The organism is Nonomuraea fuscirosea (assembly GCF_003001935.1).
GTDB lineage: Bacteria > Actinomycetota > Actinomycetes > Streptosporangiales > Streptosporangiaceae > Nonomuraea > Nonomuraea fuscirosea.
The window spans coordinates 142,160-156,746 of sequence record NZ_PVNG01000026.1 but is presented as its reverse complement, the minus strand read 5'-3'; the positions used below and the strand labels follow the sequence as shown (position 1 = coordinate 156,746).

Sequence of the window (14,587 nt, the reverse complement as noted above, 5' to 3'; positions counted from 1 at the left end):
GGCCTTTCCCGGAGGCGGCGGGGGTGGGCGATAGCCTTACCCCCGATGAACACCACCGTCTCCACGATCGTCATCGCCGGCGCGCTGCTGCTGATGCTGGCGAGCCTGATCGTCGCGATCCGCAACCGGCCGATGGGCATGGTGCTGCTGGTCGGCTTCGCCCTGCTGGAGGTGGCCGTCCTGGTGCAGGCGGGCTTCGTGATCGCGGCCGTGGCAGGCGGCGCGGGGCCGGACGACAAGGCCACGCTGTTCGGATACATCGGCGGCCAGGTGCTGATCCCGCCCGCCGGGGTGTTCCTGGCCCTGGCCGAGCGGAGCAGGTGGGGGCCCGCGATCCTGACCGTGGCCGGGTTCGCCATCGCGGTGATGACGGCCCGGCTGCTGCAGATCTGGCAGGGGACGGCGTGACGGGTTCGATCGGCACCGGGCCCGGACGGGCGCTGATCGCGGTCTACGGGCTGTTCGCCCTGGCGGCCGGGGCGCGGGCGGCCGTGCAGATCGCGAGCAGGTTCGGCGAGGCGCCGCTGGCGTACTCGCTGTCGGCGTTCGCGGCGATCGTCTACATCCTGCTCACGGTCGCGCTCTGGCGCGGGGCGCGCCGGCTCGCGCTGATGTCACTCGGCATCGAACTGGGCGGCGTTCTCCTCATCGGTACGGCGAGCCTGGTGGATCCGGCCGCTTTTCCCGACGAAACCGTGTGGTCGGCGTACGGCAAGGGTTACCTGTTCATCCCCCTCGTCCTGCCTCTCGTGGGCCTGTACTGGCTGTGGCGCAGGCGTTAACGCGCCATCCGCATGGGCAGTGACTGAACCCATGAGCACGATCGAACACTCCGAAGATGTCAACGTCCCCGTTCGCGTCGCCTACAACCAGTGGACGCAGTTCGAGGGTTTCCCCGAGTTCATGGAGGGAGTGGAGTCGGTCAAACAGATCGGTGACACCCGTACGGCATGGGTGGCGGAGATCGCGGGTGTGCGCCGCGAATTCGAGGCCGAGATCACCGAGCAGCACCCCGACGAGCGGGTCGCCTGGCGCAGCAACGACAAGCCGCATCACGCGGGCGTGGTGACCTTCCACCGCCTCGACGAGAACACGACCAGGGTCACGCTCCAGATGGAGTACGACCCGGACGGCTTCATCGAGACGGCGGGCGACTGGCTGCAGCTCGTCCGCATGCGGGTCGTCGGTGACCTCAAGCGGTTCAAGACGTTCATCGAGTCGCGGGGCGGCGAGAGCGGCGCCTGGCGCGGCGACGTGCCTGGCCCGCACCAGGAGGGCTCGCACCAGCAGGGCTCGCATCAGCACGGCTCCGGCCTCGGCGAGGGCGACAGGCCCGTGCCGCCCGGCACCGTGGGCGGCGGCGACCCCCGGCCCGGCGGAACGCTTCCGCCTCCCGGGCCCGCGGTTCCCGGCGCCCCCGGCCCGGCGGCCCCCGGCGCTCCCGGGTCCGTGCCTCCTGGCGGCCAGCCGCCGGAGGGCCCCCGCCCCGTCATGTAGCTCCCGACATGCGGGCCCCTCATGGGGCCCGTCGTCGAGGGCTCTCGTGCAGGCCCCCTGAGCAGGCCCCCTGAGCGAACCCGTTGGGGGCCCGGTTTGCGGGTCCGTCCTGCAAGCCCGTCCTGCAGGCCCGTGCTGCAGGCCCGTGCTGCAGGGCTGCCGGCCACGGGTTCCGCGGTGTCCCGAGCGGGCGTCGCGGGACCGTGGAAGACCCCCGGAACGCGATCCGGGGGTCTTTTCATGCCATGACCAGGAATAAACGCGTATTTCGGTCCTGTTAAGGTGGTTATTCATCCCATGACTTGATGAGTGGAGGACCTTCCCAGCATGACCGTGCTCGCCCAAGAGTCCCGAGGCAGAACCGCCCCTTTGGCCTGGCTGCTCGTGCTGGGAATCGTGCTCGCCGCGCTCAACCTGCGCACCGCCGTCACCAGCGTCGGCCCGCTGCTCGATCAGCTCGCCGGCGCGCTCGGCATGTCGAGCGTCGGCACGGGACTGCTCACCACACTACCCGTGCTGGCCTTCGCCAGTGTCGGGGCCATCACCCCGAGCCTGGCCAGGCGGCTCGGCGAGCACCGTCTGCTGTTGCTGGCCCTGGTCACGCTGGGCGTGGGCCTGCTGGTCAGGTCGATGGTCGGCTCGGCCCCGGTGTTCCTGCTGAGCAGCGCGGTCGCGCTGTCCGGCGGGGCCGTCGGCAACGTGCTCATCCCGACGCTCATCAAGCGCCACTTCCCGGCCCGTACCGGGATCATGACCACCGTCTACACCACGGCCCTGGCGGCGGGCACCATGCTGGCCGCCGCCGCGACCGTGCCGATCGAGCGCGCGTCGGGGGACTGGCACATCGCGCTCGGCGTGTGGGCGGCGCTGGCCGCCGTCGCCGTCATTCCGTGGCTTGCGCTGCTGCGCAGTGAGCCGGAGCGGGACAGAGGCGGCCGGGACGTGGGCATGCGCCGGATGGTCGGGAGCAGGCTCGCCTGGATGGTGGCGATCTACTTCGGCACGCAGTCGATGATCGCGTACATCATGTTCGGCTGGCTCGCCTCGATTCTCACCGACAACGGCTACAGCACCTCGCAGGCCGGGCTGATCCTCGGCGTGTTCACCGCGCTGAGCATCCCCGTCTCGATCCTCGTGCCGCTGGTCGCCTCGCGCTTCCGCGATCAGCGTCCCGCCGTGGTGGGGCTCGTCGCGTTCTACGCGGTCGGCTTCGCCGGGCTGTGGTTCGCCCCGGCCTCCACGGCGATGGTCTGGGTGGTGTTCGTGGCCATCGGGATGGGCTCGTTCCCGCTGGCGCTGATGATGCTGGCGCTGCGCACCCGTACGCCGGAGGCCACGGCGGCGCTGTCGGCGTTCGGCCAGAGCGCCGGTTACCTCATCTCGGGCGCGGGGCCGCTGCTGGTCGGCGTGCTGCGGGAGGCGACCGGCGGGTGGGCGGTGCCGTACGCGATGATCTTCGTCGTGCTGTTCGCGCAGCTCCTCACCGGCCTGTACGCGGGCCGCGACCGCTACCTGGAGGACGAACGGAGACCGGCTGGAACAATGACCGGGTGAAATCCACCGTCGTCACCTTCCCCAGCGGCCTGACCAGCGGCCGCTCCACGATCGCCGGGATCGTGCCGGTGGGGGACCGGCACGGTCTCGTCGTCGCCGAGACGCCGTTCCATCCCCTCGACCACACCTGGCCCGACCAGCCCGCAGACCGGGGCACGATCGGGGGCCTGCCGGTCGTCGACTGCGTGACAGGGGCCCAGTCGAACACCGGCGAGGTCTTCCTCGGCGCCGACATTCCGGTACGGAGAGGCGCCGAGGGCTGGGCGTGGCTGGTCGTCCACGTGAGCGAGGAGCCGCTGCCCGAAGGGGCGGAGGCGGACCTGGCCGTGGACCCGGCCTACCGGGCGGCGCTCTCGGCGGGTCACACCGCCTGCCATCTGGCGGCGCTCGCGCTCAACGCCGCGCTGGCCGGCCGCTGGCGCAAGGAGGTGCGGCCCGACTCGCTCGGCCGTCCCGACTTCGACCAGGCCGCGATCACCTCCTCGCGGATCGTGCCCGGCGGCAGCGTCGACGTCTACCGCCTGGGCAAGTCGCTGCGCAAGAAGGGCTTCTCGGCCGAGGACCTCGATCCCGCCGAGGTCGCCGGTCAGGTCAACGAGCGGTTGCAGGCGTGGGTGGCGGCCGGCGCGCCGGTCCGGCTGGAGGTGCCGGGGCCCGAGCTCACGGCCCGCAGGACCTGGCACTGCGCGCTGCCGGAGGGCGAGGCGTCCATCCCGTGCGGCGGCACCCACGTGAGCCGGACGTCGGAGCTGGCCGGGGTCGAGGTCTCCCTCGCGTACGCGCCGGAGGAGTCGGCCCTCACCATGCGGACCACCGTGCACGCCCGGGTGAGGTGATCGCTCTGTCAGCATCTGTTGACAAGCGGGTGCTTGTCAGCACATGCTGACACCATGGAAGTCACGGAGCTGGCCGAGGCGGCGGCGGGAAACGATCCCGGCACGGGTCTGGCGGCGGTGGCCGCGCTCAGGGCCCTGCTGGAGGAGCTGGAGGCGGTGCACGTGTCCAGCGCCCGCGCCCAGGGCTGGTCGTGGGAGCAGATCGCCGACGCGCTCGGGGTGCGCCGCCAGTCGGCGCACCGCAAGCACGCCCGGCGGACGGGGAGGTAGAAGCATGTTCGCCAGGTTCACCCAGGACGCCCGCCGGGCCGTGGTCAGGGCCGGGATCCACGCCCTCGACGCCGGCCGGCCCACGCTCGACGCCGGTCTGATGCTGCTGGGGGTGGCCGAGACCCGGCCGTTCTCGCTGAGTTCCTTCACCGCCACGGCGGACGGCGTGCGCGAACGCGTCGGTCTCGGCGACGCGCGGGCCCTGCTCGCCACGCTGGGCATCGACCTCGATGAGGTACGCCGCCGCACCAGGGCCGGCACGGACGACCCCGGACGGTGGACCCTGCGCCGCTCGGCCCTGCGTCCCCTCCGCGTCACCCTGTACGGGCCGCTGGGGGAGATCCCGCTCGCCATGCACGCCAGGAAGGTGATCGAGGTGGCGCAGTGGCGGCCGGGGCCGGTCACGGGGGAGCGGCTGCTGTGGGGCCTGCTGGCCGACCAGCGCAACGGCGCCGCCCGGATCCTCCACGAGACCGGCGTGGACCTGCGGGAACTGGCCCGCGAGGCACAGATCCCCATCCACCGCGCCGCCTAGGTGGACGGGTCGTCGCCGGGCGGGACCGGTTGCAGGTGGGCGATCTTCTCCGGGTTGGCGATCAGGTAGATCGTCTCGATCCGGCCGTCCACCACCAGCAGCGTCATGACGGTGACCACGCGCCCGCCGGCCGAGACGGTCATGGAGGGCGCGTTGTTCAGCATCGCCACCCCGAACGACAGATCGTGGATGTCCGCCATGCCGATCGAGGTCATGAAACGGGCGATGTTCACCGGGGAGCTGATCGACATCAGGTAGCGGCTGACGTTGTCGGAGCCGGTGATGACCCGCAGCGCCGCCCTGGCCTTGCCGCCGCCGTCGGAGACGATGTTCACCTGGTCGGACAGCAGTTCGATCAGCCCGTCGACGTCGCCGACGGTGGCGGCCCTGATGAACCGCTCGGTGATCCGCCGCCGCTCCTCCTGGTCCACCTCGAAGCGGGGCCGCTTGTCGCGCACGTGGTCGCGCGCCCGCCGCGCGAGCTGCCTGGTGGCCGGCTCGGCCCGTCCGATGATCTCCGCGATCTCGGCGAACGGCAGGTCGAACGCCTCCCGCAGCACGAACACCGCCCGTTCGAGCGGCGACAACGTCTCCAGCACCACCATCAGCGCCATCTCTACGGAGTCGGCCAGCTCGGCGTGCTCGGCGGCGTCGGGGGTGGTGCCGATGGGCTCGGGCAGCCACGGCCCCACGTACGACTCGCGCCGCGACCTGGCCCAGCGCAGCCGGTCGATGGCCAGCCGCGAGGTCACCCTGATCAGGTACGCCTTGGGATCGTCGACGCCCGCCTCGTCCACCTTCGACCAGCGCAACCACGCCTCCTGCACCACATCCTCGGCGTCGGCGACGCTGCCGAGGATGCGGTAGGCGACTCCGGTCAGCAGGCTTCGATGGTCGTCAAAGGTCGGCATAACTCCTAAGACGTATCATGCGGCTTTCGGCGTGACACGAGCGGTGCCGATCTCCGTTACACTTGTTGATCGCAAGGGGCTATGGCGCAGTTGGTAGCGCGCCTCCATGGCATGGAGGAGGTCTGGGGTTCGAATCCCCATAGCTCCACTCCCCTTCACACGACGGCGGTGCCCATCCCGGGCGCCGCCGTTTCGCTTCGGCGCCTCACTCGCCGAGGACGGCCAGGTAGTGCGGGTTGCGCATGATCCCGAGGACGTTCCCGAACGGGTCCACCACCGACGCCGTGACGAAACCCTCGCCGTCGCCCTGGTGCGTGATCGGCTGATACTCCTTCGCACCCATGCTCAGCAGCCGCTCGAAGGTGGCGTCGAGGTCGTCCACGTGCCAGTGCATGACCGCGCCCGCGGGCCGGTCCGTGGCACCGGGCGGGGCGTACCGGCTGTCGATCAGGCCGAACTCGTGCTGGTAGTCGCCCAGGCGGAACTCGGCGTAGCCGGGCTTGCGGTAATAGGGCTCGACGCCGAGGAACTCGGTGTACCAGGCCGTGGCGGCCTCCAGGTCGGCGGCCCAGAAGGTCAGGGTGGCGAATCCGCGGAGCATCTCGGTTTCCTCTCGTCCGGCGGTCTGTCCGGTGGTTCGAGACGATGATGCGCCTTCAAAGTGCTCATCGAATGACTACTTTTTCCGGAAGAATGGCGGGCATGCGAGCCGATCGACTGGTGGCCGCCCTGCTGCTCATGCAGGCGCGCGGCCGGGTGACCGCGGCGGAACTGGCCGAGGAGCTGGAGGTGTCCGTCGCGACCGCGCGCCGAGATCTCGAAGCGCTGTCCACGGCAGGCATCCCCGTCTATCCGCAGGCGGGCAGGGGCGGCGGCTGGTCGCTGCTGGGCGGCGCGCGGACCGACCTCAGCGGGCTCACCGCGCACGAGGCGCAGGCGCTGTTCCTGCTCGCCGGACCGGCCGCGCCCGCCGCCCCCGAGGTCAGGTCCGCGCTGCGCAAACTGCTGCGCGCGCTGCCCCAGACGTTCAGGGCGGACGCCGAGGCGGCGGCGAGCGCGGTGGTCGTCGATCCCTTGCGCTGGGGCGAACCGGAGAAGGAACGGCCCGCGCTGGTGCGCGTCCTCCAGGACGCTGTCGTGCGGCGGCGCAAGGTCAGGCTCGCGTACGAGGGCCGGTCGGGGGGAGGGCCCAGGGGCGGGAACGGGGGCGCGCAGGAGGGCCGGTCCGGGCACGGGTCCTCGGGTGGGGCCGGCGGCCGGGAGCGGGCCGAGCGGCTGGTCGAGCCGTGGGGGCTCGTGGCCAAGGACGAGGTCTGGTATCTGCTGGCCGGGACCGAGCGCGGCCGGCGTACGTTCCGGGTGGACCGGATCGGCGGGGCGGTGGTGACGGAGCTGGAGTTCGAGCGGCCGGACGACTTCGCCCTCGCGCGGGAGTGGGAGGAGGTCGTCGCCGAGATGGAGCGGCGGCGTTCGACGGTCTCGGCGACCGTGCTCATCTCCGCCAGGTTCCTGCCCGTCCTGAGCCACCACTTCGGGCGTCACTGCGAGGTCGCCGGGGAGGAGGCGGACGGCCGGGTCAGGGTGCGGGTGGCCGCCCCCATGCCGCTGACGATCGCCGAGCAGCTGGCCGGGTGGGGCGCGCGGGTCGAGGTCGTGGAGCCGGAGACGGTCAGGGCCGAGCTGGCCAGGATCGGCGCCGAACTGGTCGAGCGCAACCGCCCCCGAGACGACTCGGGCGGGTGAAAGGGGACGGGCCGGAGGGTTTCCCCTCCGGCCCGTTCTATCTCAAGCGGTCAGCGACCGCCGAGGGTCCTGCGCCAGTGGAAGCCGCCGGGCAGGTTGACCGTCAAGGTCCGCCGCCCGTCCGCCGCCCGCGTCACCCGGAACAGCCGGTTGCCCCAGCTGTGTCCGACACCGCGGCGCGACAGGTTCAGCCGTAACGGACCGACCTTGATCGACTTGCGATAGCTCCAACCCATCGCTTTCCTCCAGAGATCGCGAGGAGGTCCCGCTACCCCGGAGACGGCGCGTCTACCGTTTTTCTCGCGATTCAGTAAGGTCCGTGATACCGGCGGGAGCCGAAGGTCTTACCTACGTGGAAGCCGCCCGGCAGCCGCACGGTCACGTGGCGGCGGCCGTCGGGGGTGGCCGAGACGTGGAAGCGCCGGTTGCCGAAGCTGGAGCCGACACCGTGCCGCGACAGGTTGATCCGGAACGGCCCGACCTTGATTGACTTGCGGTAGTGCCAGCCCATGTCGCTCCTCCGCCATGCGTGCGTTCACCGGGAAGAACGTCCGGGACGACGGCCGGGTTCCCGGCGCCGGTGACACGCCGTCACGGTCCGGCGCCCGGCGATCTCACGTGCGGTTGGGACTCCCGGCGTACGGTGGTGGGCAGGCTGGACAGGAGGGACCCACCTGATGATCGTGATCGCGCATCTGAGCGACGTCCACATCGGCGCCACAGCTGAGAGCGCCGGGCGTTGCGACGCCGTCATGCGGTATCTGGACGCGCTGCCCGGCGACCTGGACGCGGTCCTCGTCACCGGCGACATCGCCGACCACGGGCTGCCCGCCGAGTACGAGGCCGCCGCCAAACTGCTCACCTCGCGCCATCCGATCGTGATCGGTCCCGGCAACCACGACCGCAGGCCGGAGTTCCGCCGCTTCCTGCTCGGCGAGGAGCCTGCGGGGGGTCCGGCGGAAGGGCCGGTCAACCAGGTGCTGCACACCGGCAGGGCGGTCTACGCGATGTGCGACTCGTCCATCCCCGGCCGCGACGACGGTCACCTCGACGACGAGACCCTCGACTGGCTGGAGGGCGTGCTGGACGGCGCGGACCAGCCGGTGTTCGTGGCCTTCCACCATCCGCCGGTGACGCTGCAGAGCCCGCCGATCGACGCCATCAGGCTGCACGAGACCGGGCGGCTCGAACGGCTGCTGGCCGGTCGCGCCGGGGTGCCCGCCGTGCTGGTGGGTCACTCCCACATGGCCGCCGCCACCACGTTCGCCGGCCGGCCGCTGCTGGTGGGCGGGGGTGTGGTGTCCACGCTGAAGCTGCCGTGGGAGGGCGCCGTCAGCTTCGCCACCGGCATCTCCTACGACCAGCCGCCGATGCTCGCCTTCCACGTGCTCGACGACGACGGCCGGCTGACCACCCACTACCGCGTCGTCGCCTAGCCATGTCGGTGTCCGGGGCGGGCCGGTGAAGGGCCCGCCCCGGGCGTCGTCAGCGTTCGGTGAGCTCGATGAACGTCACCGAATAGGCCGGGAAGTCGTAGCTGAAGGCCGAGGAGAAGCCGTCCACCTGCCGCCGCCGCGGCGCGACCCGTTCCGGCTCGGCGATCGAGTTCATGTCCGACGGCGAGCCGGTCAGCGAGGTCACCGTGGCGGCCGGCCGGAACCGCGCGGAGCCGAGGTCCACCCGGGCGCGCACCGCCGTGTCCTGCGCGTTGACGACCTTGACCGTCACGTTCCGCCCGTCCCTGGACACCACCTGGTACAGCGGCTCCACCCGTGAGCTGTCCACGAACTCGTTGACCTTCTCCCCGTCCAGCCAGGTCGTGATCGTGCGCCCGCTGACCTGGACCTTCAGGCGGTAGTCGCGGCCCGTCTCGACGGTGTGCGAAGAGGTGGCGATGGAGGCCTTGCCGCCGTTGACCGCCTTCTCGACGGCGGACTGCGTGTTGCCCCAGCCGCCGACGTTCCACCAGTAGAAGTCGCCGGTGCCGCGCACCCCGAACATCACCAGGAAGCCCTCCGCGCCGGCCGTCTTGCGGGCGGTCACCTCCATCGTGTAGTCCGACCAGCCGGCCTCGCCCGCCGTCGATCTGGCGTCCTCGATCTGGGCGCTCTGCTCGTAGCCGCCGTCCCGCACGGCCCAGGTGCCCGGGCCGGGCGTCCAGCCGGCGGCGCCGGCGGAGAAGTCCTCGGACAGCAGCACGGTCCCGTCCGCCGCGGTCACCTTGACGTCGTCGTAGCGGACCGCGGTGTTCCACGCGCCCAGCCCGACGCCGCCGCTGATGTCGTCGACCGGCCTGACCTCGCCCTCGAACGTGCTCGGCACCACCCGCTCGCCGGCGTTCGTGGCGAACAGGCGCTGGACGTGGTAGCTCGGCGAGCCGTACGCCTGGTCGTTGTCGAACCAGATGAGGTCCGGCGTCCAGTCCACGTAGTCGACGTTGGCCAGCAGCGGCGCGTACGACGCCAGCCGCACCACGTCGGAGTTGCGCTCCAGCCCCGTCATGTACGCGGCCTCGGACAGCGCGTTGAAGAACGTGTTGCCCCTGGAGGCGTACTCGCCCACGAACACCTGGGGCCCTTCGCGGTCGTAGGAGTCGTAGCGGCGGGTGTTGGACAGGAACCAGTCGGTGTTGTTGTAGTAGTGCTCGTCGACCAGGTCGGCCTTCTGGTCACGGGCGAACTGCCACATCCGGTCGAACCAGGCGCCCTGCGACGTCTGACCCGAGTTACTGATGATCTTGACCTTCGGATACCTGGCCCTGATCGCGTCGGCGAACTTGGGATAGTTCGCGAAGAACTCCGGATAGATCTCCTCGTTCCCGAGCCCGATGTACTCCAGCCCGAACGGCTTCGGATGCCCGAGCTCCGCCCGCTTCCCGCCCCAGACGGAGGTGACCGGCCCGTTGGCGAACTCGATCAGGTCCAGCGTGTCCTGTACCCATCGGGCCAGCTTCGCCTCGTCGGTCAGCGGCCGGTTCTCGCCGCACCCGTTCACGCCCACCGACAGCACCGGCAGCGCCTTGGCCCCGATGTCCTCGGCGAACTGGAAGTACTCGAAGAAGCCGATGCCGTAGCTCTGGTTGTAGCCCCAGAAATTGGCGTTCGCCGGCCGCTCCTCGACCGGGCCGATGGTCTCCTTCCACTGGTAGATGCGGCGCCGGTCCTGGTTCGCGGAGTACGGCTCGTACGTGCCGACGTTGGTCACGCAGCCGCCGGGGAAGCGCAGGAACCGCGGCTCCAGCTCGGCGATCATCTTGGCCAGGTCGGTCCGCATGCCGTGCCCCTTGAAGGTGTCACGGGGGAACAGCGAGACCATGTCGAGGTCCGTCCGCCCGGCGGGCGCCCGCACGACCAGCCGGCCGGCGTCGGTGCCGCCCGAGGCGGTGAACGACGCCCGGTACCTGGCCCAGCCGCCGGCCCTGACCCGCAGCGTGGCCCGGCCGAGCACCGTGCCGCCGTCCTCGACCGTGACCGTCAGCGTGGCGGCCTGGGCCCGCCTGGCCCACAGCGACAGGTCGTAGCGCGCGCCCTTCCGCAGCGGCAGGCCGCGGTTGAAGCCGGCGTTGGCCGCCCCGGCCGTGCCGTCGCCGGTCACGTCCAGCCGCAGGTAGTTGCGGTTGGCGGCGTTCAGCGGCTGCTCGCCGGTGACGGTCAGGGCCGCGGTGGCGCCGCGCTCGACCTTGCTCCACGCGGTAAGCCCGGTGTAGGAGCTCTCGTCGGTGGCGTTGAACTCGAACGAGCGGTTCTGCACCAGCTCGGCGTAGAGCCCGCCGTCGGCGGCGTGGTTGATGTCCTCGTAGAAGACGCCGTACAGGTCGGGGCTGACCTTCGTGCCCTTCGCCCGCGTGTCCACGGTCAGCTCGCCCGAGGTGTAGCCCTCGATCCGGAACTTGGCCGCGTCCGCGCCCATGACGAGTCTCCCGCCGGAGACCGAGACGTTCCCGCCGCCCGAGGACACGGTGACCTTGCCGCCGCCGGCGTCCTTGAGCTGGAAGATCGAGCCGCGCGCGCTCAGCCGGACCGTGGCCGACGCCTCCAGGTACCGGCCGCTCGCCACGTCCTTGAGCTTGACTCCCGCGCCGCTGGACTCGGCAGTGAGGGCCAGGCCGGTCATCGGCGCCTCGGCCGAGGCCCGCACCGTCCCGGAACGGTCGGCGGACAGGTACGGCCGCGCCGCCGCCCGCAGCGTGAACGTGCCCTCGGGCACCACGGGCCCGCCCTCGGCCGCCTTGATCGCGAGGTAGTCGAACGCGACCCGCATGGACGTGCCGTTCTGCGCCGACAGCCCGAAGAGCCCGACCTGCCCCACCGTGAGCCGGGCGGTCATCCTGGACGCCTGCGCCCACGCCGAGCCGTCCCAGTAGGAGGAGACGAACTCGTCGCCGGTTCTGGTCAGCTTGACGATCTCGGCGGCGGAGCCGGGCCTGGCCGCGAAGGCCGAGGTGAAGGCCGCGCCGACCTCGGTGGCCGTCTCGATCACCGGCCCACCGGCGAACCCGACGTGCGCCGGCCCCGCCCGGACGTAGTTGTCCCAGTCCTGCCAGGCCAGCAGTCCCGCGCTCTGGAAGTCGAGCGCGACCGGCGCGCTGAGCTTGGTGACGATCTCGAAGTCGCCGTCGGGCACGTCCACGAGGAAGAGGTTCCTGGCGTTGTTGGTGCCCTGGTGGGTGTCGCCGGTCAGCGTGTCGAGCCGCAACGCGCCGTCCGACAGGCTGTAGCGGGAGTCGTCCGGTGAGAGCACCGTCCAGTCCGCGCCGAGCGTGGTGCCGTCGAACTGGTCGACGACGGCGCCGTCCGGGATCGGCTCCGCGAGCGCGGACGCCACAGCGGAAGCCGGGGCCGAGGCCGGCGGGGATGGCGGCGGGGATGGCGGCGGGGATGGCGGCGGCGCCACCAGTGACCCCGCGACGAGCAGCGCGGACAGGACGATTCGCGACATGAGTGGGGGGCTCCTCAACTGTTGTTAGCGTTAACAAAGAAGTGAGCGTTAACAACGGCGATTCGCGACAAGTTAAGGACCACGCGCGGGCCCCGTCAAGAGGCCCTCCGTGTAACCCGACCGTAATCCGGCGGACCCTTGACGGGACGGGTTGTTAGCGTTCACAGTCGGGGCCAAGCCAGGAAGGGAGCATGGCCGTGGGATCCACCCTGGGGCGCCGCCTGCCGGTCATGGCCGATGTGGCCAAGGAGGCCGGCGTGTCGCATCAGACGGTTTCACGCGTGCTCAACGATCATCCGAACGTACGCAGCGAGACCCGCACCCGGGTGCTCCAGGCGATCGACAAGCTCGGCTACCGCCGTAACCTCGTCGCCCGCGCCCTGGTCACCAAGCACTCCAGGACGCTCGGCGTGGTCAGCTTCGACACCACGCTGTACGGCCCGGCCAGCACCGTCTACGGCATCGAGCAGGCGGCCAGGGCGGCCGGCTACTTCGTCAGCATCGTCAGCCTCAAGTCGATCGACAGGGCGGGCGTGCGCGACGCCCTCGACTATCTGGCCGACCAGGGCGTGGACGGCATCGTGGTGGTCGCGCCGCAGCGCTCGGCCGCCTGTGCCCTGGACGACCTGCCGCTCGGCGTCCCGACGGTGGCCGTCGAGGGCGGGGAGGCGGGCGGGGTGCCGGTGGTCAGCGTGGACCAGGTCGAGGGAGGCAGGCTCGCCACCGAGCACCTGCTCTCGCTCGGCCACGAGACGGTCTGGCACGTCAGCGGTCCCTCCGACTGGCTGGAGGCCGAAGGTCGCGTGGCCGGCTGGCGGGCCGCGCTGGAGCAGGCGGGCCGCGAGGCCCCGCGCCCGCTCGCCGGGGATTGGAGCCCTCGTTCCGGATACGAGGCGGGGCGCAGCCTGGCGAGCATGAGGAACGTCACCGCGGTCTTCGTCGCCAACGACCAGATGGCGCTCGGCGTGCTGCGGGCGTTCACCGAGCAGGGGGTGAGAGTGCCCGAGCGGGTGAGTGTGGTCGGTTTCGACGACATCCCCGAGTCGGAGTTCTTCTCGCCGCCGCTCACGACCATCAGACAGGACTTCGGCGCGGTGGGCAGACACAGCATCGAGGTTCTCGTACGGCAGCTCGAAGGCGGTCCGCAGGAGCGGGAGCGACTCGTGGTGCCGCCGGTGTTCGTCGCCAGGGCCAGCACGGCCTGGGCCTGACGCCGTAACGGAAGGCAGGACGCGCTGGCGCCCGACCAGGGTTGTTAGCGTTCACACCCAGAGAGGAACCCCCCACGTGTTAAAGAGGATCTCGGCGTTGGTGCTGGCCGGGCTCACCGCCCTGGCGGTGACGTCCTGTGGCAGTGGCAGTGGCGGTACCACGAGCGCGAGCAGCGGTGGCGGCGACAGCACGGTCACGATGGGCTTCTCCCAGGTCGGCGCGGAGAGCGGCTGGCGGACCGCGAACACCAAGTCCGTGCAGGAGTCGGCCAAGACCGCGGGCATCACACTCAAGTTCTCCGACGCCCAGCAGAAGCAGGAGAACCAGATCAAGGCCATCCGCTCCTTCATCCAGCAGCGGGTGGACGTCATCGCCTTCTCGCCGGTGGTGGAGTCGGGCTGGGACCCGGTGCTCAAGGAGGCCCAGAACGCGAAGATCCCGGTCATCCTGACCGACCGCGCGGTGGACTCCAAGGACACGACCCTCTACAAGACCTTCCTCGGCTCGGACTTCATCGAGGAGGGCAAGAAGGCCGGTCAGTGGCTGGTCGAGGAGTACAAGGACTCGACGGACAAGGTGAACATCGTCGAACTCCAGGGCACCACGGGCTCGGCTCCCGCCAACGACCGCAAGGCCGGCTTCCAGGAGGTCATCGGGGCGGACACGAAGTTCCAGATCGTCGCCACGCAGACCGGTGACTTCACCCGGGCCAAGGGCAAGGAGGTCATGGAGGCGTTCCTGAAGTCGACCCCGGACATCGACGTGCTCTACGCCCACAACGACGACATGGGTCTGGGCGCGATCGAGGCCATCGAGGGCGCGGGCAAGGTGCCCGGCAAGGACATCAAGATCATCACGGTGGACGCGGTCAAGGACGGCATGCAGGCGCTCGCCGACGGGAAGATCAACTTCATCGTCGAGTGCTCCCCGCTGCTCGGCCCGCAGCTCATGGACCTGGCCAAGAAGGTCGTCAAGGGCGAGGAGGTGCCGGCCCGCGTGGTGACCGAGGAGACCACGTTCACCCAGGACCAGGCCAAGCAGGCCCTCCCCAGCCGCCAGTACTGAGCAGAGACAGGGATAGCGAATGGATG

At 70.8% G+C, this 14,587-nt stretch carries 16 protein-coding genes and 1 tRNA gene; 12 read left to right on the top strand and 5 right to left on the bottom strand.

Annotation, left to right across the window (positions count from 1 at the left end):
- The first annotated feature begins 45 nt into the window (after window positions 1-45).
- The 7 genes from B0I32_RS45775 to B0I32_RS45745 all read left to right on the top strand — a co-directional run bounded on the left by B0I32_RS45775 (window position 46) and on the right by B0I32_RS45745 (window position 4,692).
- A complete protein-coding gene (locus tag B0I32_RS45775) occupies window positions 46-408 on the top strand; it encodes a hypothetical protein (RefSeq protein ID WP_106250431.1) in 363 nt (120 codons plus the stop codon).
- Window positions 405-782, top strand: a complete 378-nt coding sequence (locus B0I32_RS45770; RefSeq protein WP_106250429.1) for a hypothetical protein — start codon at window positions 405-407, stop codon at window positions 780-782. The genes B0I32_RS45775 and B0I32_RS45770 overlap by 4 nt, the downstream gene beginning before the upstream one ends.
- Before the next feature lie 31 nt (window positions 783-813).
- A complete protein-coding gene (locus B0I32_RS45765; protein WP_106250428.1) occupies window positions 814-1,497 on the top strand; it encodes an SRPBCC family protein in 684 nt (227 codons plus the stop codon).
- 327 nt (window positions 1,498-1,824) lie between these two features.
- Window positions 1,825-3,051, top strand: coding sequence for a CynX/NimT family MFS transporter (locus B0I32_RS45760; protein ID WP_181308512.1), 1,227 nt, complete (start codon window positions 1,825-1,827; stop codon window positions 3,049-3,051).
- A complete protein-coding gene (locus B0I32_RS45755) occupies window positions 3,048-3,887 on the top strand; it encodes an alanyl-tRNA editing protein (RefSeq protein ID WP_106250426.1) in 840 nt (279 codons plus the stop codon). Before B0I32_RS45760 ends, B0I32_RS45755 begins: the two co-directional genes overlap by 4 nt.
- 54 nt (window positions 3,888-3,941) lie before the next feature.
- Window positions 3,942-4,157, top strand: a complete 216-nt coding sequence (locus B0I32_RS45750; RefSeq protein ID WP_106250424.1) for a helix-turn-helix domain-containing protein — start codon at window positions 3,942-3,944, stop codon at window positions 4,155-4,157.
- Between the two features lie 4 nt (window positions 4,158-4,161).
- Complete coding sequence (locus tag B0I32_RS45745; protein WP_106250422.1) at window positions 4,162-4,692, top strand: Clp protease N-terminal domain-containing protein; 531 nt, start codon at window positions 4,162-4,164, stop codon at window positions 4,690-4,692.
- Here B0I32_RS45745 and B0I32_RS45740 read toward each other — a convergent pair.
- Window positions 4,689-5,603: an RNA polymerase sigma-70 factor gene (locus B0I32_RS45740; RefSeq protein ID WP_106250421.1), complete on the bottom strand. Its 915-nt coding sequence runs from the start codon at window positions 5,601-5,603 to the stop codon at window positions 4,689-4,691. The two genes, B0I32_RS45745 and B0I32_RS45740, sit on opposite strands and share 4 nt — an antisense overlap.
- A 75-nt stretch (window positions 5,604-5,678) precedes the next feature.
- Here B0I32_RS45740 and B0I32_RS45735 point away from each other — a divergent pair.
- Window positions 5,679-5,751: transfer RNA gene (locus B0I32_RS45735), tRNA-Ala, on the top strand.
- A 57-nt stretch (window positions 5,752-5,808) separates the two neighbouring features.
- Here the strand turns inward: B0I32_RS45735 and B0I32_RS45730 are convergent.
- The gene (locus tag B0I32_RS45730) at window positions 5,809-6,204 is read right to left on the bottom strand and encodes a VOC family protein (protein WP_106250420.1); all 396 of its coding nucleotides are present in this window, start codon (window positions 6,202-6,204) and stop codon (window positions 5,809-5,811) included.
- Between the two features lie 101 nt (window positions 6,205-6,305).
- On the opposite strand from B0I32_RS45730, the gene B0I32_RS45725 reads away from it, so the two are divergent.
- Window positions 6,306-7,346 carry a helix-turn-helix transcriptional regulator gene (locus B0I32_RS45725; protein ID WP_106250540.1) on the top strand — a complete coding sequence of 347 codons (1,041 nt, stop codon included), beginning with the start codon at window positions 6,306-6,308 and terminating at the stop codon, window positions 7,344-7,346.
- A gap of 50 nt (window positions 7,347-7,396) precedes the next feature.
- Here B0I32_RS45725 and B0I32_RS45720 read toward each other — a convergent pair whose 3' ends face one another.
- Both B0I32_RS45720 and B0I32_RS45715 read right to left on the bottom strand, forming a co-directional pair.
- On the bottom strand, window positions 7,397-7,582 hold the full coding sequence (locus B0I32_RS45720) for a DUF4236 domain-containing protein (protein ID WP_106250418.1): 186 nt from the start codon (window positions 7,580-7,582) through the stop codon (window positions 7,397-7,399).
- Between the two features lie 71 nt (window positions 7,583-7,653).
- Entirely contained in the window at window positions 7,654-7,857 is a 204-nt protein-coding gene (locus B0I32_RS45715; RefSeq protein ID WP_106250416.1) for a DUF4236 domain-containing protein, read from the bottom strand.
- A gap of 166 nt (window positions 7,858-8,023) precedes the next feature.
- Here B0I32_RS45715 and B0I32_RS45710 point away from each other — a divergent pair, with 166 nt between their 5' ends.
- The gene (locus B0I32_RS45710; protein WP_106250415.1) at window positions 8,024-8,782 is read left to right on the top strand and encodes a metallophosphoesterase; all 759 of its coding nucleotides are present in this window, start codon (window positions 8,024-8,026) and stop codon (window positions 8,780-8,782) included.
- Window positions 8,783-8,831: 49 nt separating this feature from the next.
- Here B0I32_RS45710 and B0I32_RS45705 read toward each other — a convergent pair whose 3' ends face one another.
- Window positions 8,832-12,284, bottom strand: coding sequence for an alpha-L-arabinofuranosidase C-terminal domain-containing protein (locus B0I32_RS45705; protein WP_146178553.1), 3,453 nt, complete (start codon window positions 12,282-12,284; stop codon window positions 8,832-8,834).
- A gap of 230 nt (window positions 12,285-12,514) precedes the next feature.
- Between B0I32_RS45705 and B0I32_RS45700 the strand changes: the two genes are divergently transcribed.
- Both B0I32_RS45700 and B0I32_RS45695 read left to right on the top strand, forming a co-directional pair.
- Window positions 12,515-13,495 (top strand): LacI family DNA-binding transcriptional regulator, encoded by a 981-nt coding sequence (locus B0I32_RS45700; protein WP_106250538.1) that lies wholly within the window; start codon window positions 12,515-12,517, stop codon window positions 13,493-13,495.
- A 76-nt stretch (window positions 13,496-13,571) separates the two neighbouring features.
- Window positions 13,572-14,561, top strand: a complete 990-nt coding sequence (locus tag B0I32_RS45695; protein WP_106250411.1) for an ABC transporter substrate-binding protein — start codon at window positions 13,572-13,574, stop codon at window positions 14,559-14,561.
- Window positions 14,562-14,587 lie beyond the last annotated feature (26 nt).

Bases quoted from the DNA above. Each gene is read 5' to 3' on its own strand.
- B0I32_RS45715 (WP_106250416.1), bottom strand. From the start codon at position 7,857: ATGGGCTGGCACTACCGCAAGTCAATCAAGGTCGGGCCGTTCCGGATC.
- B0I32_RS45730 (WP_106250420.1), bottom strand. From the start codon at position 6,204: ATGCTCCGCGGATTCGCCACCCTGACCTTCTGGGCCGCCGACCTGGAG.
- B0I32_RS45750 (WP_106250424.1), top strand. From the start codon at position 3,942: ATGGAAGTCACGGAGCTGGCCGAGGCGGCGGCGGGAAACGATCCCGGC.
- B0I32_RS45725 (WP_106250540.1), top strand. From the start codon at position 6,306: ATGCGAGCCGATCGACTGGTGGCCGCCCTGCTGCTCATGCAGGCGCGC.
- B0I32_RS45720 (WP_106250418.1), bottom strand. From the start codon at position 7,582: ATGGGTTGGAGCTATCGCAAGTCGATCAAGGTCGGTCCGTTACGGCTG.
- B0I32_RS45705 (WP_146178553.1), bottom strand. From the start codon at position 12,284: ATGTCGCGAATCGTCCTGTCCGCGCTGCTCGTCGCGGGGTCACTGGTG.
- B0I32_RS45775 (WP_106250431.1), top strand. From the start codon at position 46: ATGAACACCACCGTCTCCACGATCGTCATCGCCGGCGCGCTGCTGCTG.
- B0I32_RS45760 (WP_181308512.1), top strand. From the start codon at position 1,825: ATGACCGTGCTCGCCCAAGAGTCCCGAGGCAGAACCGCCCCTTTGGCC.
- B0I32_RS45700 (WP_106250538.1), top strand. From the start codon at position 12,515: ATGGCCGATGTGGCCAAGGAGGCCGGCGTGTCGCATCAGACGGTTTCA.
- B0I32_RS45740 (WP_106250421.1), bottom strand. From the start codon at position 5,603: ATGCCGACCTTTGACGACCATCGAAGCCTGCTGACCGGAGTCGCCTAC.
- B0I32_RS45765 (WP_106250428.1), top strand. From the start codon at position 814: ATGAGCACGATCGAACACTCCGAAGATGTCAACGTCCCCGTTCGCGTC.
- B0I32_RS45710 (WP_106250415.1), top strand. From the start codon at position 8,024: ATGATCGTGATCGCGCATCTGAGCGACGTCCACATCGGCGCCACAGCT.
- B0I32_RS45745 (WP_106250422.1), top strand. From the start codon at position 4,162: ATGTTCGCCAGGTTCACCCAGGACGCCCGCCGGGCCGTGGTCAGGGCC.